Source organism: Streptacidiphilus sp. MAP12-33 (assembly GCF_041261265.1).
GTDB lineage: Bacteria > Actinomycetota > Actinomycetes > Streptomycetales > Streptomycetaceae > Streptacidiphilus.
Genome location: NZ_JBGCCA010000005.1, coordinates 89,673 through 107,428, shown reverse-complemented (window position 1 = coordinate 107,428; position 17,756 = coordinate 89,673). Strand labels below are relative to the sequence as shown.

The following is a 17,756-nucleotide window of genomic DNA, read 5'->3' as shown; positions in this document are numbered from 1 at the left end:
ACTCTACGGTCCGTGACGCCGGACACCGCTCAGGCGCCGCCGTTGCGTCGCGCGCAGACCCGGGTGCGCCCTGACAAGCTGTCACGGCGGCGGCGGGATCGCGAACAGATCGTGAATGGTTGCGCATGCCCTCCATGTCGAGACCACTTCCCCTGCCGCGCCCTGCGCCGCCGCCACCTGGCCCGGCAGCGGCCGGCGTAGACCGCCCGCGACTGACGGTCCGTCACGACTTGTGCCGCCGAACGGCGGAGCCGTGCGTGGGGCCGTGCGCGGGGCCGGGGCGGGAGCGGGTACGGTTCGCGTGCAGTGGGGCGGGCGCGTACCGGCCCCGGTCCGGGAGAGAGGGCGCACGGATGACGGTCGACAGGCGCAGGTTTCTGGCCACGCTGGGCGCGGGCGGCGCAGCGGTGCTGGCGGGTGCGGGACCGGCCGCCGCGTGGGGCGGGCTCACCGCCGGGCGCCCGTCGGTCACGGCCTGGCCGCAGCGGGCGCGCGGCGGCGCCCATCTGCCGCCCGACTGGCGCAAGCTGCGCGCCCGGCTGGGCAGCCGCCTGCTCCTGCCCGGCGATCCGGGCTACAACGTGGCCCGGCTCGGCTACAACAAGCTGAACGACGGTCAGCGCCCGGCCGCCGTCGCCCGCTGCGCCTCCGCCGCCGACGTCCAGGCCTGCCTCGACGTCGCGCGCGGCCACGGCCTGCCGATCGCCGCCCGCAGCGGCGGGCACAGCTACCTCGGCTACAGCGTCCCCAACGGCGGTCTTGTGGTCGACCTGCGGCTGATGTCCCAGGTCCACGTACGCCCCGACGGCACCGCGACGGTCGGCGCCGGAGCGCGCCTGATCGAGGTCTACGCCGCGCTGGCCGGTGCCGGCCGGCTGCTCCCCGCGGGCTCCTGCCCGACCGTCGGGGTCAGCGGGCTGACCCTGGGCGGCGGGATCGGCGTGCTGGCCCGCAAGTACGGCCTGACCTGCGACCGGCTCGCGGCGGCCGAGGTGGTCACCGCCGACGCGCGCGTCCTCACCGCCTCGCCCGCCTCGGAGTCCGACCTGTACTGGGCGCTGCGCGGCGGGGGCGGCGGCAACTTCGGGATCGTCTCGCAGTTCACCTTCCGCACCGCGCCCGCACCGGGTCTGACGGTCTTCTCACTGCACTTCCCCAGCGGCTCGACCGCCGCCGTGCTGGGGGCCTGGCAGGAGTGGATCGCCCGCGCGCCGTTCGAGATGTGGGCCAGCTGCCAGATCTCCGGCGGCAGCCCGTCGACCCCGCGCCTGGTCGGCTGCTACGTCGGGGACCGCGCAGGGGCGGACCGGCTGCTGGACCGGCTGGTCTCCGCCGCCGGGGTGCGGCCGGTCTCGCGCAGCGTCGAGCCGAAGAGCTACCTGGGCGCGATGAAGTACATGGCGGGCTGCTCCAACGACACCCTCGCGCAGTGCCGGCCGATCACCGAGGGCGGCCGCCTCCCACGCGAGTCCTTCGTCGCGGTCTCCCGGATGCTGGGCCCCCGCCCCCTCGACGCCGGCCGGGTCGCCGAGCTGATGCACGGACACACGGGCGTGGACCTGCTGCTCGACTCCCTCGGCGGCGCGGTCGGGCAGCTCGCGCCGGGCGCCACCGCCTTCCCCCACCGCTCCTCGCTCGCCAGCGCCCAGGTCTACGCCAGCACCACCCCCTCCGGCCGTCAGGCGGCCACCCGGACGGTGGACTCCATCCGCGACGCCCTGGCCCGCCTGGGCGCCACCGGCGCCTACGTGAACTACATCGATGCCGGCCTGCCCGACTGGGGCCACGCCTACTACGGCTCGAACCTCCCCCGTCTGAAGCAGGTGGCCCACCACTACGACCCCGACCAGGTCTTCGCCTTCCGCCAGTCGGTCACCCGGGCCTGAGGCCAGGCCTGAGCCCACGTCACGGGCATGCCACTAGGCTCCGGGGCATGCTCTCGGACGTCCTGTTCGCCCTTGCCGCCCTGCTCGCGGCGGCCTTCCTCGTCAGTGTCCTGCGGGACAGGAGGCGGTTCCGCAACGCGGTGCTGCTCGGTCTGACCGTGGTGTTCGCGGGATTGGGCGCTCTGTTCCACCTGGCCCACGCGCACTCGCGGGTGTTCGACTGGGTGGTGGTGCTGGCCGCGTTGGCCTGCTTCCTGGGCGCCTGCCTGCTGACGGTGTTCCTGCTGTTCAACGGCGTCCAGATGGTGCGCAAGGAGGGCCGGAGCCCGGCCCATCTGCTCTCCCTGCTGACCGGCGTGGCCATCGCGGGGCTGATGGGCCTGACGTTCGTGACGCTGGCGACGGGCTCCCGGCTGCTCGCCCTGGCGCTCGGGCCACTGCTTCTGGTGACGGCCTACATCGCGTTCCTGTTCCTCAGTTTCCTCGGCTACGCGCTGCTCTACGGGGCGCTGCCGGTGCGCGGCGCCGTCGACTTCGTCGTCGTGCTCGGCTCCGGACTGGTGGGCGGGACGCGGGTGCCGCCGTTGCTGGCGAGCCGCCTGGACCGGGGGTGGGCGGTCGCGGACGCGCAGGAACGGCGGACCGGAGCGGCCGTGCGGCTGGTCACCTCCGGCGGCCAGGGCCCGGGCGAGGACGTGCCGGAGGCCGTCGCCATGGCCGGGTACCTGACCGAACGCGGTTTCCCGCCAGAGCGGCTCGTCCGCGAGGAGCGTTCGCGGACCACGGAGGAGAACCTGCGGTTCAGCCACGCCCTGATGGCACAGCACAAGCCCGACTACCGGTGCGTGGTGGTCACCAACAACTTCCACGCGTTCCGTGCGGCCATCACCGCGCGCCGGGTCGGCGTGCCCGGCCAGGTGGTCGGCTCCCACACCGCCCGCTACTTCCTGCCGAGCGCGACGCTGCGCGAGTTCGTCGCGGTGTTCGTGGCCTACCGCGCGGTCAACCTGCCGGTCTGCGGGATACTGGCCGGCCTCGGGGCACTGTTCTGGCTGCGCTGACCCACGCGTCGCCGACCCGCGCGGCCGCGCCTCAGAAGCGGATGACGTTCCGGTCCAGCGGCATCACGCCGCGGTGCGGGCCCGCGAAGGGCGACGCGACGACGGGCAGCCGGCCGCTCGGCTGAAGGCCCAGGTTGTCGTCCCAGATCCGCGGACCCACCTGGCCGAGCACCGTGAAGCTCCGGAAGGTGAACGGCGGGCTGTCGGTCGGGAAGAACTCGCGCGTCGTCATCACCTGGAAGTGCAGGTGCGGGGTGGTGGAGTTGCCGCTGTTGCCGATCAGGCCCAGTTGCTGACCGGCCGACACCCACTGGCCGACGTGCAGGTGGTCGACCGAGTGGTTCTCCAGGTGCGCGTAGAGGAGGTAGCGGCCCGGCGCGACCTGGAGCACGACGTGGTTGCCGACGGTCTCGCCGATCGGCGGGACCTTGGGCGGCACCGGCGGCTGCTGGTCGCGGAGCCCGTCCTGGACCTCGACCACGCGCCCGGCCTCCGCCGCGAGGACCGGCTGCCGGAAGCTGAGGTAGCTGGTCAGGCGCCTGGGGTCGCCCACCCAGGTCCGGTTGTCCGGCCCCACCTTGAACCAGTCGATCGCGAACCGCTGCGGTACGTCGAGCACTCCGTTGATCGGCGCCAGCCCGCGCCGGTGGTGGGTGTTGCCGCAGCAGCCCTCGCTCACGTACCACTCCCCCGCCTTGACCGGGGCGGCCAGGTCCAGGGGCGCCCGGGTCGACAGCGGGGTCCGGGCGACGGTCTCACGGAAGGTCCCCGCCCCGCTTCCGTCCGGCTTCAGCAGCGTGCCGTCGACGACGTGCTCGATCTGCCGCGGCAGGCGCGTCGACGCGTCGAGGGCGAGGTCGATCCAGACGACCCACGCCGCCGCCCCGGCGAGCACCGGATCGCGGGGCATCCTCCGGGCGACGTCCGCACCCTCGCCGGGAATCGGGCTGCCCAGCGGGTGGGCGGAGGTGGCGAGCTGGGGAGGGTCGAGTGTCGCCAGCACGCCGTGGGCGCGGGCGTCTCGGATGGTGAGGCGTTCGAGCCGGACGTTCGCCCCCGTGGCGTTGGTGAGGAACAGTTCGTAGGAGAGATGGATCTTCCCGTCCACCGCCTTCACGGGCGCGGGCGTGGTGACCAGGGAGGCGGTGAGCGGGGTGAACGCGGTTCCGGGCGGGAGCGCGCGCGGCGCCCCCGCCTGCGCGGCCGGTACGGCGAGGGCCAGCGCGGCCACGCCGCCCAGGGTCGCCTGGAACAGTCGACGGAGCAGGGGTTTCATGGCATCACACGTCCTCACGGCAAAGGGGCCTCGACTGCGTCTCAGCTCTGGTCCGAGGCCGAGGCGTAGATGTTCTTCGGGCTGATGAGCCGGGTGATCGCACGGCTCTCATCGGGCGTAGACGGCGACGAAGTCGCGGGTGGCCTGGGTGTAGTAGCGGTCCGCCGCCTCGCCGAAGTCGAGGATGTTGGTGGGCTTGGGGTCGGCGGGGTTCGCGCGCGCGTCGTAGCTCATGAACGAGGGCCAGGCGCCGTTCATGTCGAGCGGCATCGCCCGGACGGCGCCCGCGTGCTGCATCAGCTCCGCCAGGGTGCGGGCGGACAGCGCCTGGCCGACCACCATGACCACGTCGCCCGAGGCGGTGACGCCGACCCCGGACCGCTCGACGAACTTCTTGCCCTGGTAGGCCCAGCCGTACTGGTACGGCACGTCGATGTCGGACGCGATCTTGCCGCCGTCGACCATCAGCGTCAGGCACTGCCGCACGCCCACCACGTCCGAAGTCATCCGCACGTCCCGGCCCCAGACGCCGATCCTGATCGAGCCGTCCCGGTAGAAGACCTCGGAGGCCGCGCCGTCCCGCAGCGGCGCCTCGGTGCGCCCCGCGAGGTAGAAGCCGCCCTTGGAGGTGCCGTCGGTGATCCGGAAACCGCCGTTCCAGGTGGCGATCAGCCCGGTGCGCTGCCCGACGGGGATGGTGGGCGGCACCGCGAAGGTGCCGCCCGGCTCCCGGAAGCCCGGATGCAGCAGGAACCTGGCATGGGAGGCGCTGATCCAGGCGACCGCCGCCTCGTAGGAGGTGTGCTCGGTGTCGGGACGCACGTAGGTGCCCTGGACGAGCGGAAGGCCGTGCGTGGTGACCAGCGCGCGCCACACCCCCTCGCCGGGCAGGCCCGGGGTGATGGAGGTGGGCATCGGAGCCTGGATCGGCACGGCCGCGCTGCCGGGTCCGGCGCCCTGCGTCGCCCTCATCTGGGCCAGGGCGGCGGCCGAGAGCCGGCCGCCGACCCGGGGCGGGTTCAGCGCGTACTGCCAGTCCTCCAGTTGGTTGACCACCAGGCCCAGGTCGTGGTCGCGGCCCCACTCGGCGAGCCGTGCCTCGACACCGTCCCGGCCCGGGTAGGTCAGCGCCTGGCCGACGGACCAGCACAGCCAGCCCGTGCACAGCACGCCGGCCGCCAGGGCGCTGCGGGTGACCAGGCGCCGGCGTCGGCGCTGATCGGGTGTCAGCTCACGGGCCGGCTTCCACGGCAGCAGCCGCCGGCGTCGGCGTCGGGGCGTGCCGACGGGGGCGTCGGCGTCGTGGTCGGTCATGGCGGATGCATCCCATGGGCGCGGCCAGGTCACACGCCCGCGCCCGGCAATCACCCGCACGCCGCGCCGCGGACCCTACGGGCGGGGCTTCAGCACCGGGGTGGTGGCGCCGAAGACCGGATGGGCGGTGGTCTGCTGGATCCGCGCGGCCTCCCGGCGGATCGCCGGAAGCGCCGCGTAGAGGGTGGAGCCCGGACAGTAGGTGCAGTCCGCGTCGGTGTGCCCGGAGACGGCCGCGAAGGTGGCCCGGGTGCCCGCCTGGAACCGGCTGAGGGAGTCACTGCACGTCAGCGTCGTTGTGGTGGTGACGTCGACGCCGTGCAGGCTCAGCTTCCAGGCAACGAGCGCGCTGATCGCGTGCTGCATCGGCGCGGGCACCTCGGCGCCGTCGCTGAAGGTCCCGATCGCGGCGACGCCGGCGGTGCGGATGTTGAACCCGCTGACGTGGGCCCCGATCACGGGCCGGTCCACGCCGCCGTGCCGCCCCTCGTAGACGGTGCCGAACCGGTCGACGAGGAAGTTGTAGCCGATGTCGTCCCAGCCGCGCCGGCCCGTCTGGTCGTCCTGGATGCTCCAGATGATGTCCGGGACCTCGTGGATCCCGTACTCGTTCCCGCTGTCGGTGTGGTGGACGAAGACGGCCCTCACCGTGTCCGCGTAGCGCGAGGGCGGCAGCCGTCGCGTGGGTGCGACGGTGTCCCAGTCGGACCTCCGGACGATCACGGGCTGCGCGGCCGTCCACCGCAGACTCACCGGTTCGGCCCACACCCGCTCCCGCGCCGGCGCGGGAGCGGGCCCTGCCGAGGCCCGCGCCACCGCCACCGTCGCGCCCCCGACCAGGGCGGCCGCAGCCGCCCGACGCAAGATCAGACGCCGTTCGACGAACATAAGGACGACGATATGCGCGCAGACTCCGCCTACAAACGGATCCCGCGCCGCACCGGCGTGTCAGCCCACCGGCGCGTCAGCCCACCGGCGCGCGGCAGAGCTCGCTGTCCACGAGCGCGCCGATCGCCTGCTGCGTGCGCGCGTCCCCGTCGCCGGTGACCGTCACGGCCGCCGAGCGGGTCCCGTCCGCCGTGACGCCGACCCAGGTCCAGTAGCCCGGGACCTCACCCGGGTGGGTGTAGTAGAAGCCGCCGCACGACAGCGGGAGCCTGCCGATCCCGAGCCCGTAGTCCGCGCCGAGGGCGGGCGCGGGCACCGTGGTCTCCATGTCGGCGAGCTGCGCGGGCCGTAGCAGCCGACCGCCGAGCAGCGCCCGGTAGAACCGGCCGAGGTCGCCCACCGTGCTGATGACCGAGCCCGAGGCGTCCAGGGCGCTCGGGTTGAGCTCGGTGACGTCGACGGCGGTGGCGGCCCCGAAGGCGGAGTAGCCGTGCGCGTGGGGCCCCGGGACGGACGGGTCGGTGCCGGGTGTGGTGGTGGCCGTCAGTCCCAGCGGACGGATGATCCGGTCGTGGACCTCCTCGGCCCAACTCCGGCCGGTGACCGCCTTGATGATCATCCCGAGGAGGACGTAGTCGGTGTTCGAGTACGACCAGGTGCCGACCGGCACGACGGCGGGGTGCCGCAGCGCCAGGGCCACCAGTTCCGTGGGCGTGTAGCTGCGCAGGCGATCGGCCCGGTAGCCGGCGAGGGTGTCCAGGGCGGGAATGTCGCCCACGATGTCGGGGATGCCGCTGGTGTGCTGCAGCAGCTCGCGGACGGTGATCCGGCTCCCGTCGTTGCCGTTCCCGTGGACCACCCCGGGCAGCCAGTGCTCGACGCTTTCGTCGAGCGACAACCGTCCCTCGCTGACGAGTTGCAGCACGACCGTGGCCGTGAACGTCTTGGTGGCACTGCCGATCCGGAAGCGACCGTCCCACGGCACCGGCCGCCCGGTGGCGGTGTCGGCCGTGCCCGCCCGCGCCGCCCGGCGTCCGCCGGGCCAGGTCACCTCCGCCAGCACGCCGACGGTTCCGGTGTCGTGGATCGCGTCCACCTCCTGCTGGAGTCGGCCGGCGGCTGAGTTCGGCCTCGCGCTCGCCACCCCTCCCGACCCGACCGAGGCGGCCGAGGCGATCAGGACGGCGGCGAGGAGGCCGGCCGGCCCGAGCAGGACATGACGGCGCCTTGCGAACACGTGCATGGGAATCCCCGTTTCCGGTGCGAGTCGTGAGCCGCTCTCTGTCGGCCTCCATCCCAGCAGCGGCTCGGGCACCGGCCCATCCTGCCCACCCCCCGCTCCGGCTCCGGTTAACCCCCGTGCGAGCGCGCGGACGGCTCGGGGGGAGCCTCCGGCCGCAGGTCCCGCTCCCAGCGGAGCTCGTCGTCCTGCCACCGGTCGGTCGGGGTGAGACCGGCCGCGGTGGCCACGGCGGCGGAGGGCGCGTTGCCGGGGTGGATGTGGGCGACGATCCGCCGCACCCGCTGCCGCCCCAGCCAGGCGACCAGGCCCTGGGCCGCCTCGGTGGCGATGCCGCGACCCTGCCAGGCGGCGCCCACCACCCAGGCGATCTCCGCCGACGCACCGTGCGCGTCGGTGGTCACGGTCGCCTGGAGGGTGCCGGTCAGCCGGTCCTCGGCGCGGAGCCGGACCACCCAGTTGCACCAGGACTGCGCCGGGTCGGGCGAGCCGGCCATCCAGCGGGTGTAGCGGGCCCGCAGGGCCTCGGCGGTCTCCGGCGTGCCACCGATGAACGTGTGCAGGCCCGGGTCGGCCAGCACCGTCGCCATCTCCTCGGCGTGGGCGACGCACAGCGGCTCCAGGGTCAGCCGCCCGGTGCGGACGGCCTCGGGCCGGAGCTGGCTCGTGCGCGTCTCCTGGCCGTTCACGCGAGCGGACGGACCAGCAGGGCCCGGGCGGCGATGTCGACCATCCGCTGGTAACGGGTCTCGCGGGTGGCCGAGTCCATGGCCTCGCCCGTGCGGATGTGGTCGCTGACGGTCAGCAGGGTCAGCGCCTCGCCTCCCTCGGCGGCGGCCACCGCGTAGAGCCCGGCCGCCTCCATCTCCACGGCCAGGGTGCCGAGAGCGGTGAGCCGGTCGACGACCTCGGGCCGGTCGAGGTAGAAGTAGTCGGAGCTGAGCACCGGGCCCACCTGGGCCGCGTCGCCCGCCACGGAGACCGCGTCGACGAGCAGGCGCGGCGACGGCGCGAGCGAGAGGGAGACGCCTGGCACGCGCACCGTGGCCGTCGTCGCGTCGGTGTGCGCGGCCGACACCACGATCACGTCACCGAGGCCCAGCGACTCCTGCAGTGCGCCCGCGGTGCCGACCCGGACGATGCGCCGCACCCCGTAGAAGCGGAAGAGCTCGGTGGCGTAGATGCTCATCGACGGCGCGCCCATCCCGGACGCCATCACCGACAGCGGCTCGCCCCGGTAGGTGCCGGTGAACCCGAGGATGCCGCGCACATCGGTCACCTGCTTGGCATCCGTGAGCAGGTCCTCGGCGATGCGCCGGGCGCGCAGCGGGTCACCCGGCATCAGCACGCGCGGGGCGAAGTCGCCAGGTTCGGCGCTGATATGGGGGGTGGCCATCAGTCGTTCCGTCCAGGTCGCGCGGGCGTGGTGTCCATGATCACAACGATCCGGCATGAGCCCCGCCCGCGCAACAGCGCAGCAGGCTGGCGGGGCCCTCGGCGGTGGGTGTAGAACAGGCCGCCATGCAGAACTCGCGGCCCGCCGGCGGCCTCTCGCGACGTGAGCTCATACGCGCCCGACTCGGCGCCTGGCGGCTCGGCGCACTGGTCCGCCCCGGACTCTTCGCCGCCGTCGTCGCCTTCCAGATCGTCGGGGCGGAGGTGAAGGCGGACTGGAATCCGGGGCCGGTGTACTTCGTCGGGGCGGCGCTGGCCCTGTTCTACCTGCTCGCCTGGCCGTTCGGCCGCCGGTCCGAACGGCGTCCGCGCGCGCAGCGGTTCTGCCCGGAGGCTGTCGCGATCGCCCGGCGCGCGGCGGAGGAGAACGGGTTCCCGCGACCCTCCGCGGTGGCGATCGTGCCCCAGCCGGTCATCCGGCTGGGCATCCACTGGTTCCCGCGCCGCACCGTCGTGGTGCAGGTGGGTCTGCCGCTGCTCGTCTCACTGTCCGCGGACGAGCTGCGGGTGGTGCTCGCCCACGCGCTCGCGGTGACCGGGGAGCCGCACCCGGCGGCCGCGTTCGAGGTGCTGCACAAGCGCCGTCAGTTCCGTGCGGTACCGGAGCTGATCGCGGCAGGGCGGACCGCCCGGCTGTTGAGCAGGGCGTCGGTCTTCCTGCGGCGCACCGACGCGTTCGCCACCGAGATCGAGGACCGCGCCGACCAGGCGGCCGTCGTGTCCGCAGGGTCCCGGCAGTCGGCGGCCGCGGCACTGCTGGCGGCGGGCCGCACGCTGATGTCCTTCGACGAGTTCGTCTCCGGCTACCACCGTCTGGTCCGGCGGCACCGCAGGATCCCCGAGCACCTGTACAGCGGCTGGCTGGAGGCCCGCGAGGAGGGGTACGCGCTGCCGGCGGACCGCCGCGCCTTCGTGGCCACCATCGCCAGGGAACTGCGGGACGTGCACCCGTCCCTGGCCGGGGAGTTCGGCGACCTGGCCGAGCAGCAGCCCACCGCGACGGCCGCCGTGGTGCCGGTGCTGGCGGTGGTCCCGCCGGACCTGGACCGCGTCATGGCACGGGCCTACGGCGGCAGGCTGATCCCTGCCAACAGCACGCCGCGGGCCCGCGCCTGGCGGGACATCGACCCCGCGCAGGTGTTCGGGCCGCCGCCGGCCACGAGCGGCATGCACGAGGCCGCCTCGACGGTACTCGGGCGCCCCGCCACGGCCGCCGACGTACTGGACCTGCTCAGCACCGCCGACGGTCGGCAGGAGGTGACCCGGGTGATCCTCGCGGACTCGGACGAGAGGATCGTCGGTGATCTGGAGCAGGCCCTGCGCCCGGGGGTGGCCGCGAGCAACGCGGTCCTCCACGAGCTGCTGACCTACGGCTACCGGCGCCTCGACGTGCTGCACCAGATGCGCGTGACGGCCCCTGACGGCTCGGTGCTCGACGTCGCCACCGCCACGGCCGACGCCCTGCGTTCCCCGGAGGCCCGGCAGGACCTCCAGGCCCTGCTCGCCGACGCGGCGGCGAGGTCACGGGCGGCGGCGCCCATCGCCGACGCCCCGGCGTAGGACCGTCGGCGGCGCCGGCTCACTCCGTCTCCCAGCGGCGCAGCTTCTCCGGGTTCCGCACCGCCCAGATCCGGGTGATCCGCCCCGCCGCCACGTCGAACGCGTAGACCGCCGACGTCTCGTCGCCGATGCGCACCAGCAGCCCCGGCCGCCCGTTCACCAGCCGCTCGTGCAGCGTCACCACGGCGGTGGCGGTGACGTGCCGGGCGACCTCGACGACGAACCCGGCGATGCGGGCCGCACCGTGGATCGGGTGCGGGGCCGCCTGGACCACGCCGCCGCCGTCGGCGGTGAAGACGGCGTCCGGGTCGAGCAGCGCGATCAGGCCGTCGAGGTCCTGGGCGTGCCAAACCCGCTGGAAGTCCCGGACCAGCGCGGCCTGTTCGGCCGTCGACGCGCCACCGGCCACGGCACCGGCGCCGGAGCCGCCGCCGGAGCCGGGCGTGGCGCCGGGCGGGCAGGCGGCCCGGGCCCGGCGGCGCGCCACCGAGGCCAGCTCCCGGCAGGCCGCCGGAGTGCGGCCGGTGACCTCGGCCACCTCGGTGAACGGGTAGGCGAACACGTCGTGCAGGATCAGGGCCACGCGCTGCGCCGGGGTCATCGCCTCCAGCGCCACCAGGAACGCCATGCCGACCGACTCGTCCAGGGTCACCCTGTCGGCGGGGTCCGCCGCCTCGGCCGAGGCGACACCGGACCCCGGACGGCCGGTCAGCCACTCCGCCGGGCCCGGCACTGGCTCCGGCAGCCAGTCCCCCACGTACCGCTCGCGCCGGACCCGCGCCGAGGCCAGCTGGTCCAGGCAGATCCGGCCCGCCACCCGGGTCAGCCACGCGGCGGGGACCGCGATCGCGTCCTGCTCCTGCCTGGACATCGCATACCAGCGCGCGTAGGTCTCCTGCACCGCGTCCTCCGCCTCGGCGAGCGAGCCGAGCAGCCGGTAGCCGAGGTTGAGCAGGTGGCGGCGCTCGCCGGCGATCGCGTCGAGGGAGTCGGCGGGTGTGGCTGCGGGTGTGGCCGCGGGCCTGGCTGCGGGATCGGTCGCGTCGGTCATACCTACTCCGACGATCGAACCCCGGGAAGTGTCAGCAGCCGAGCGCCACGGATTCCGCCCTGACATTCCGGCGGGCTGTCTCGTCGTAGGGATCGAAGGGCTCACCACGACGGAAGAGGCAGACAGATCATGACCACGATCGGGATCGTTCTGGGCAGTGTGCGTTCCGGCCGCCGCGGTGGCCAGGTGGCGCAGTGGGTCCTGGAGCAGGCTGGACGCCGGACCGACGCCGATTTCCGGCTGATCGACCTGGCGGACCACCGGCTCCCGCTGCTGACCTCGCCGATACCGGCGATGGCGTCCCGGGGCGCGTACGAGGACGAGCGCACCGCGGCCTTCGGCGCGGCGGTGGCCGCGTGCGACGGGTTCGTCTTCGTGACCTCGGAGCACAACCTGGGCCTGCCGGGCGCGTTGAAGAACGCGCTGGACCACCTCTACGTGGAGTGGAACGACAAGGCCGCCGGGTTCGTCTCCTACGGCGTGAACGGCGGGGTCCGGGCGGTCGAGCAACTCAAGCTGGCCGCTTCGGCGTTGGGGCTGGCAGCAGTGGCCGCGCCGGTGATCCTGCCGTTCGCGGTCGAGTTCGGGGACGGCGGCACGGTCTTCCGCCCGAGCGAGGCCGCCGTCGCATCGCTCGACCGGATGCTGGACAAGGTCCTCGCCTGGACCACGGCCTTGTCGACGCTGCGTACGGGGGCGGACCCCGAGGCGGAGATCCGCGCCCTGATCGCCGCCGTCGTGGACGGCATCCACGCCAAGGACCTGGACGCGCTGCGTCGCAACTACACCACGGACGTCGTCTCCTTCGACGTCCAGCCGCCGCTCCGGCACGTGGGCATCGACGCGAAGTTGAAGAACTGGACGGAGGTCTTCGCGTTCTTCGACGAGGTGGCGTACGAGATGCGCGACCTGAGCGTGCAGGTCGGCGGCGACCTCGCGTTCGCCCACGGTTTCGGCCGGCTGAGCGGCAGGCTCGCCAACGGTGCCACCACGGACGGGATGTGGGTGCGCGCCACGTTCTGCCTGCGGCGCGTCGCCGGCACCTGGCTGATCGTCCACGACCAGGTCTCGGTGCCCTACGACGTGCTGACCGGGCGGGGCTGCGCCGACCTCGAACCGTGAACTCCCTCGATCCCTGTAACAAGATCGGCCGCCGGTGAGTCGTAGGGGGTGACGGGGCGAGGGCCCCGACAGGGAGTGACCATGATGAAGCCGACTCTCCGGGGCGCCGCCGCCACCGGAACCGCCGCCGCACTGCTCGTCCTCGGCCTGGCGGGGACCTCTGCCGGCGCGACCGGCGGGGCCGCGGCGACGTGGACGACGGCGAAGCTGCCCGGGGGTTACGCGACGCTGCTCGGTTCCGCCGCGCCGGACGCGCACACGGTGTGGGTGGTGGGCGCCGCGATCGGGGACCGGGGGCCGCAGCACACGCCGGGCTTCTCGCCCGTGCTGTACGCGCACGACTCCCGCACCGGCGGCGGCTGGCGGGCCGTGCCGACGGCGAAGGACGTGCCGGTGCGGATGAACGCCGTGGCCGCCGTGTCGGACCGGGACGGCTGGCTTGTCGGCGACCAGGCCACGGGGGCGAAGGGCGCGCCGACGGGCGGCGTCTACACCGAGCACTGGAACGGCCGGAGCTGGTCGGTGCAGCAACTGGCCGTGCCGGCCCGCACACAGGGCGCCGGACTGCTGAGCGTCTCCGCCGTGAACCGGTCGGACGCGTGGGCGGCGGGCTGGGTCCAGATCAGCGATCCGGCCACGGCCGGACAGCGGGCCGGCTCCCACGACGAGGGCCTGCTCGCGCACTGGAACGGCACGGCCTGGCAGCGCGTGGCACTGCCCCGGGTCGGCGCCGCCTGGCTGCTGAACTCGGTCACCGCCGTCTCCGGCAAGGACGTCTGGGCCGTGGGCGTCACCGTCCAGGGCGACCGCTCGGTGCCCGTCGCCCTGCACTACGACGGCCACAGCTGGACGGTGCAGCGCGACGCGGCGTTCGCCGGCTTCACGGGCGGCGCCGACGGCGCGGACGGCGCGCTGCTGGGCGTCGCCGCCCACCACGGCGACGACGTCTGGGCGGTCGGCAGCTTCCGGGCGCCCGGCGCCCGCCACAACACCGCCCTGATCGAGCACTGGAACGGCCACCGCTGGAGCCGGGTCGCCGCCCCGGCGGACGCGGGCCCGCTGACGGGCGTCGCCGCGGCGCCGGGAGGCGTCGTCGCCGTGGGCGACTCCGGCGACGCCGCGGGCGACGGCTACGCACTGCGCGTCAGCAACGGCCTGGCGGCCTCGCTGCGCCTGCCGGCGAACACCGCCACCACCCAGTACAGCCCGTGGGCGGTGGGCTACTACCAGGGGACGATCACCGTCCTCGGCGTCATCAGCAGGTCCACGCTGCCCCAGCCGTTGCCCATGGTGCTCACCACCCGGGGCTGAGCCCCGACCGACGGGGCCGTCCGTCGGGGACCGCAGCGGTCCGGTGGGCCACAGGCGGGGCCGATGTGATGGCGTCCCATCACATCGCCCGCCGAACGGCCCCGCTCCACCATGCCCCCTGAGCACCCGGCAGGGACGTCGGGCGGCGCCCAGATCGAGACCCCGATGAAACATGGTCAGCGCCCTGGGCGGCTGACGGCGGTGGCGACCTCTAACGGGACCGGACGGCCGCCAGGGCGTCACGCACGGCGGCGGGGTTCTCGATCCACGGGAAGTGCCCCGCGCCCTCGACCGTGCGGCGCACCACCTGCGGACCGGAGAAGCCCTGGTTCGAGCCGTCACCGGGCAGGTCGACCAGCCACACCGTTCCCGGCATCGCCTCCGGGTCGACCAGGCCCGCCAGCGACTCCGAGCCGAGCCCCGGCCCGCCGGGCACCAGCAGCCAGTTCCACCGCCCGGGGCTCAGCGACGCCCGCCGCAGCCGCACGCCCGAGGACGTCCACCGCTCCTCCATCGTGACCTCCGTCAGTGCGAGCCGGCGGGCCAACCGGAGATCGCCCGGTCCAGGCCCGTCAGGAACAGTTCCACACCCACCGCCGCCAGCAGCAGGCCCAGCAGTCGCGAGCACATCTCCAGCGTCGTGGTGTGGACCTTGCGCAGCAGGCCCGTCGTCGCGACCATGCAGACCGCGTCGATCGCCGCCACGGCCACGAAGGAGGCGACGACGCTGCTGCGCCAGGCCCAGCCGTCGCGGCTGATGGACTCAACCAGGACGGCGGTGACCGCCAGCGGGCTCACCACGTAGGGCAGCAGCAGCTCGCGAAAGCCGGAGATCAGCGGGTGCATCTCGTCCGCCTGCTCCTCGCTGTCGCCGCCGAAGTGGAAGCCGAGCACCAGTCCGACGGCGTAGAGGAAGAAGATGATCCCGCCGGCCAGCTCCAGCGACTCCGCGCTGATGTGGAAGAACTCCGTCACATAGGGCGCCGTCCACGCACACAGCGCGCCCAGGATCGCCGAGGCGGCCGAGGCGAGCAGCGCCACCCGTCGGGCCACGGGCGCGGAGCGCTCCCGCGCCACCTGGGCGAAGGTCAGCATCACCTTCGGCGGTCCGACGACCGCGAAGAAGGTGACGAAGGTGCTGGTGACATTGAGCGGGCCGGTGATCGACGACATGGGCCGATCATCCCGCAGGGTGACCGGCCGCCGCCTCAGCCCGCCGCCCCGCGGCGCTCCGTGTCGATCAGCCCTGGCCGATCGCGGGAGCCTCGAACAGCCGGGTCTGGCGGGGGCCCGCGGCGGGCGGCGTGCTCAGGGCGCGACAGCCCGGAGCTGCTGCTCCAGTTGCGCCAGCGTGCGGTAGCACGGCAGCACCTGGGCGATGGACGCGTTGGGCTCGCGCCCCTCGCGGATGGCGGCGACGAACTCGCGGTCCTGCAGCTCGATGCCGTCCATGGAGACGTCGACGCCGCTGACGTCGATCGGCTCGTCCTTGCCGGTGTACAGGTCGTCGTAACGGGCGAGATAGGTGCCGGTGTCGCCGATGTAGCGGAAGAAGGTGCCCAGCGGACCGTCGTTGTTGAACGACAGCGACAGCGTGCAGATGGCGCCGTTCTCGGCGCGGAGCTGGATCGACATGTCCATCGCGATGCCGAGCTCGGGGTGGATCGGGCCCTGGATCGCGTTGGCCTGCACGATGGGCGAGCCGGTCTGGTGGGCGAACAGGTCCACGGTGTGGGCGGCGTGGTGCCACAGCAGGTGGTCGGTCCAGGAACGGGCCTGGCCCAGCGCGTTGAGGTTGGTGCGGCGGAAGAAGTAGGTCTGCACGTCCAACTGCTGGATCCGGTACTCCCCCGCCGTGATGCGCCGGCGCACCCACTGGTGGCTGGGGTTGAACCGCCGGGTGTGCCCCACCATCGCGACCAGCCCGGTGCGCCGCTGCGCGGCCAGGCACGCCTCGGCGTCGGCCAGGGAGTCGGCCAGCGGGATCTCGGTCTGCACGTGCTTGCCCGCCTCCAGGCAGGCCAGCGTCTGCGCGGCGTGCAACTGGGTGGGGGTGGCCAGGATGACGGCGTCGACGTCGTCCATGGCGAGCACCTCGTCGAGGTTCGCCGCGGCGCGGTCGATGCCCTGCTCGGCGGCGAACTTCCGCGCGCTCTCCAGGCGGCTGCTGACGGCGGCGACCAGCTCGACGCCCTCGATCCGGCGCAGCGCCGCCGCGTGCTTGGCGCCGAAGGCGCCGCCTCCGGCGAGCGCGATCCGCACGGTCTTCTGCTCGGTCATGTCACTCCTCCGAGGCGGGCGCCACGGCCCGCGGGTGGTTGTCCAGGATCAGGTGGCCCACGGCGGTGTTGGACGCCGGGACATGGTAGAAGCGGTGTCTGACCTGCACCGTCCCGGTGTCGTCGACGTCGCTCATCGCGCCGCGCGCGATCAGCCACATGACGAGCTCGATCCCCTCGGAGCCCGCCTCCTCGACGTACTCCAGGTGCGGGAGCTGCGCCAGGCCGGCCGGATCCTCGATCAGCCGGTCCAGGAAGGCGTTGTCCCACACCCGGTTGATCAGCCCGGCGCGGGGGCCCTGCAGTTGGTGGCTCATGCCGCCGGTGCCCCAGATCTGCACCGTGAGCGGGCGCTCGTAGGACTCGATCGCGCGGCGCAGCGCCCGGCCGAGCTCGAAGCAGCGGGCGCCGGACGGCACCGGGTACTGCACCACGTTGACGTGGAGCGGGATCACCTTGCAGGGCCACCTCTCGACGTCGCCGAACATCAGCGACAGCGGGACGGTCAGGCCGTGGTCGACCGTCATCTCGTTGACCAGGGTCAGGTCGAAGTCGTCCCGGATCAGGGAGTGCGCGATGTGCGCGGCCAGGTCCGGATCCCCCTCGATGCCGGGGACCGGCCGGGGACCGTAGCCCTCGTCGGCGGCCGGGTAGGCGGCGCCGGTGCCGAGGGCGAACGTCGGGACGATCGACTGGTCGAACGCGGTGGCGTGGTCGTTGTAGACCAGGAAGACCACGTCGGGCAGGTTGTCCCGCTCCCACTGCTTGGAGTACGCGTAGCCCTCGAAAACGGGCTTCCAGTACGGCTCCTCGGTCTTGTGGTGGTCCAGGGCCGCGCCAATCGCCGGCACGTGCGAGGTGAAGACGGCGCCGGTGATCACGGCGTGCTCGGCCGGGGGCGCCTGGTCGGCGTGGGCGGCCTCCAGCACCGCGTGGTCGATCCGGTTGCCCTCGACGGAGCGGCCGCCGGCGACCATCATCGCCCGGTACTCCTCCTCGCTCATGCCGGTCATGGAGCCTGCCATCTGCTGGAACGAGAGCCCCAGCGCGGCACCCCACTTGGCGAGGAAGTAGATGTTGCCGCCCTCGCGCATCGCGGCGTTGAGGTCGTGGTCGAGCAGGGCCTGCTTCTGCTCCTCGCGCAGCGGCCAGGCGTCGAGGTAGGCGCGCTGGTCGGCGAGGAAGGCGGCCCGGTTCTCCGCGGTCATCAGCGACATGCAGAACTGGTTGAGGTGGTAGCCCTTGGCGGACTGCTCGGCGTCGAAGATCGTCGTTCCGGGGACGAGCTTGTAGGTCTTGTCCAATGACACGGG

At 73.6% G+C, this 17,756-nt stretch carries 16 protein-coding genes; 5 read left to right on the top strand and 11 right to left on the bottom strand.

The genetic code is table 11. The features are described from left to right. Window positions 1-353 precede the first annotated feature (353 nt). Window positions 354-1,886 carry an FAD-binding oxidoreductase gene (locus ABH931_RS07520; protein WP_370111144.1) on the top strand — a complete coding sequence of 511 codons (1,533 nt, stop codon included), beginning with the start codon at window positions 354-356 and terminating at the stop codon, window positions 1,884-1,886. 47 nt (window positions 1,887-1,933) lie between these two features. Continuing rightward, window positions 1,934-2,947: a YdcF family protein gene (locus tag ABH931_RS07515; RefSeq protein ID WP_370111142.1), complete on the top strand. Its 1,014-nt coding sequence runs from the start codon at window positions 1,934-1,936 to the stop codon at window positions 2,945-2,947. Window positions 2,948-2,978: 31 nt separating this feature from the next. On the opposite strand, the gene ABH931_RS07510 is transcribed toward ABH931_RS07515, so the two are convergent. From ABH931_RS07510 to deoD, 6 genes are all read right to left on the bottom strand, one after another. Beyond that, window positions 2,979-4,223: a M23 family metallopeptidase gene (locus ABH931_RS07510; RefSeq protein WP_370111140.1), complete on the bottom strand. Its 1,245-nt coding sequence runs from the start codon at window positions 4,221-4,223 to the stop codon at window positions 2,979-2,981. A 108-nt stretch (window positions 4,224-4,331) separates the two neighbouring features. Next, window positions 4,332-5,537, bottom strand: a complete 1,206-nt coding sequence (locus tag ABH931_RS07505) for a phosphodiester glycosidase family protein (RefSeq protein ID WP_370111139.1) — start codon at window positions 5,535-5,537, stop codon at window positions 4,332-4,334. A gap of 75 nt (window positions 5,538-5,612) precedes the next feature. Next, entirely contained in the window at window positions 5,613-6,425 is an 813-nt protein-coding gene (locus ABH931_RS07500; protein WP_370111137.1) for an N-acetylmuramoyl-L-alanine amidase, read from the bottom strand. A gap of 76 nt (window positions 6,426-6,501) precedes the next feature. After that, entirely contained in the window at window positions 6,502-7,668 is a 1,167-nt protein-coding gene (locus ABH931_RS07495; protein WP_370111136.1) for a serine hydrolase domain-containing protein, read from the bottom strand. A gap of 107 nt (window positions 7,669-7,775) precedes the next feature. Next, window positions 7,776-8,354 carry a GNAT family N-acetyltransferase gene (locus ABH931_RS07490; RefSeq protein WP_370111134.1) on the bottom strand — a complete coding sequence of 193 codons (579 nt, stop codon included), beginning with the start codon at window positions 8,352-8,354 and terminating at the stop codon, window positions 7,776-7,778. After that, window positions 8,351-9,061, bottom strand: a complete 711-nt coding sequence (gene deoD, locus ABH931_RS07485; RefSeq protein WP_370111132.1) for a purine-nucleoside phosphorylase — start codon at window positions 9,059-9,061, stop codon at window positions 8,351-8,353. Before deoD ends, ABH931_RS07490 begins: the two co-directional genes overlap by 4 nt. A gap of 125 nt (window positions 9,062-9,186) precedes the next feature. On the opposite strand from deoD, the gene ABH931_RS07480 reads away from it, so the two are divergent. Further along, a complete protein-coding gene (locus ABH931_RS07480) occupies window positions 9,187-10,680 on the top strand; it encodes a hypothetical protein (protein ID WP_370111131.1) in 1,494 nt (497 codons plus the stop codon). A 19-nt stretch (window positions 10,681-10,699) separates the two neighbouring features. On the opposite strand, the gene sigJ is transcribed toward ABH931_RS07480, so the two are convergent. Continuing rightward, window positions 10,700-11,731: an RNA polymerase sigma factor SigJ gene (gene sigJ, locus ABH931_RS07475; RefSeq protein ID WP_370111129.1), complete on the bottom strand. Its 1,032-nt coding sequence runs from the start codon at window positions 11,729-11,731 to the stop codon at window positions 10,700-10,702. Between the two features lie 129 nt (window positions 11,732-11,860). On the opposite strand from sigJ, the gene ABH931_RS07470 reads away from it, so the two are divergent. Both ABH931_RS07470 and ABH931_RS07465 read left to right on the top strand, forming a co-directional pair. Further along, window positions 11,861-12,853, top strand: coding sequence for an NAD(P)H-dependent oxidoreductase (locus ABH931_RS07470; protein WP_370111127.1), 993 nt, complete (start codon window positions 11,861-11,863; stop codon window positions 12,851-12,853). Between the two features lie 81 nt (window positions 12,854-12,934). Beyond that, window positions 12,935-14,164: a hypothetical protein gene (locus ABH931_RS07465; protein WP_370111125.1), complete on the top strand. Its 1,230-nt coding sequence runs from the start codon at window positions 12,935-12,937 to the stop codon at window positions 14,162-14,164. Between the two features lie 211 nt (window positions 14,165-14,375). Here ABH931_RS07465 and ABH931_RS07460 read toward each other — a convergent pair whose 3' ends face one another. From ABH931_RS07460 to ligA, 4 genes are all read right to left on the bottom strand, one after another. Further along, window positions 14,376-14,678: a hypothetical protein gene (locus tag ABH931_RS07460; RefSeq protein ID WP_370111123.1), complete on the bottom strand. Its 303-nt coding sequence runs from the start codon at window positions 14,676-14,678 to the stop codon at window positions 14,376-14,378. 11 nt (window positions 14,679-14,689) lie between these two features. Then, window positions 14,690-15,337 (bottom strand): MarC family protein, encoded by a 648-nt coding sequence (locus tag ABH931_RS07455; RefSeq protein WP_370111122.1) that lies wholly within the window; start codon window positions 15,335-15,337, stop codon window positions 14,690-14,692. A gap of 135 nt (window positions 15,338-15,472) precedes the next feature. Continuing rightward, a complete protein-coding gene (locus ABH931_RS07450; protein WP_370111120.1) occupies window positions 15,473-16,444 on the bottom strand; it encodes a Gfo/Idh/MocA family oxidoreductase in 972 nt (323 codons plus the stop codon). A gap of 1 nt (window position 16,445) precedes the next feature. After that, complete coding sequence (gene ligA / locus ABH931_RS07445) at window positions 16,446-17,753, bottom strand: protocatechuate 4,5-dioxygenase subunit alpha (RefSeq protein ID WP_370111118.1); 1,308 nt, start codon at window positions 17,751-17,753, stop codon at window positions 16,446-16,448. Between the last annotated feature and the right edge of the window lie 3 nt (window positions 17,754-17,756).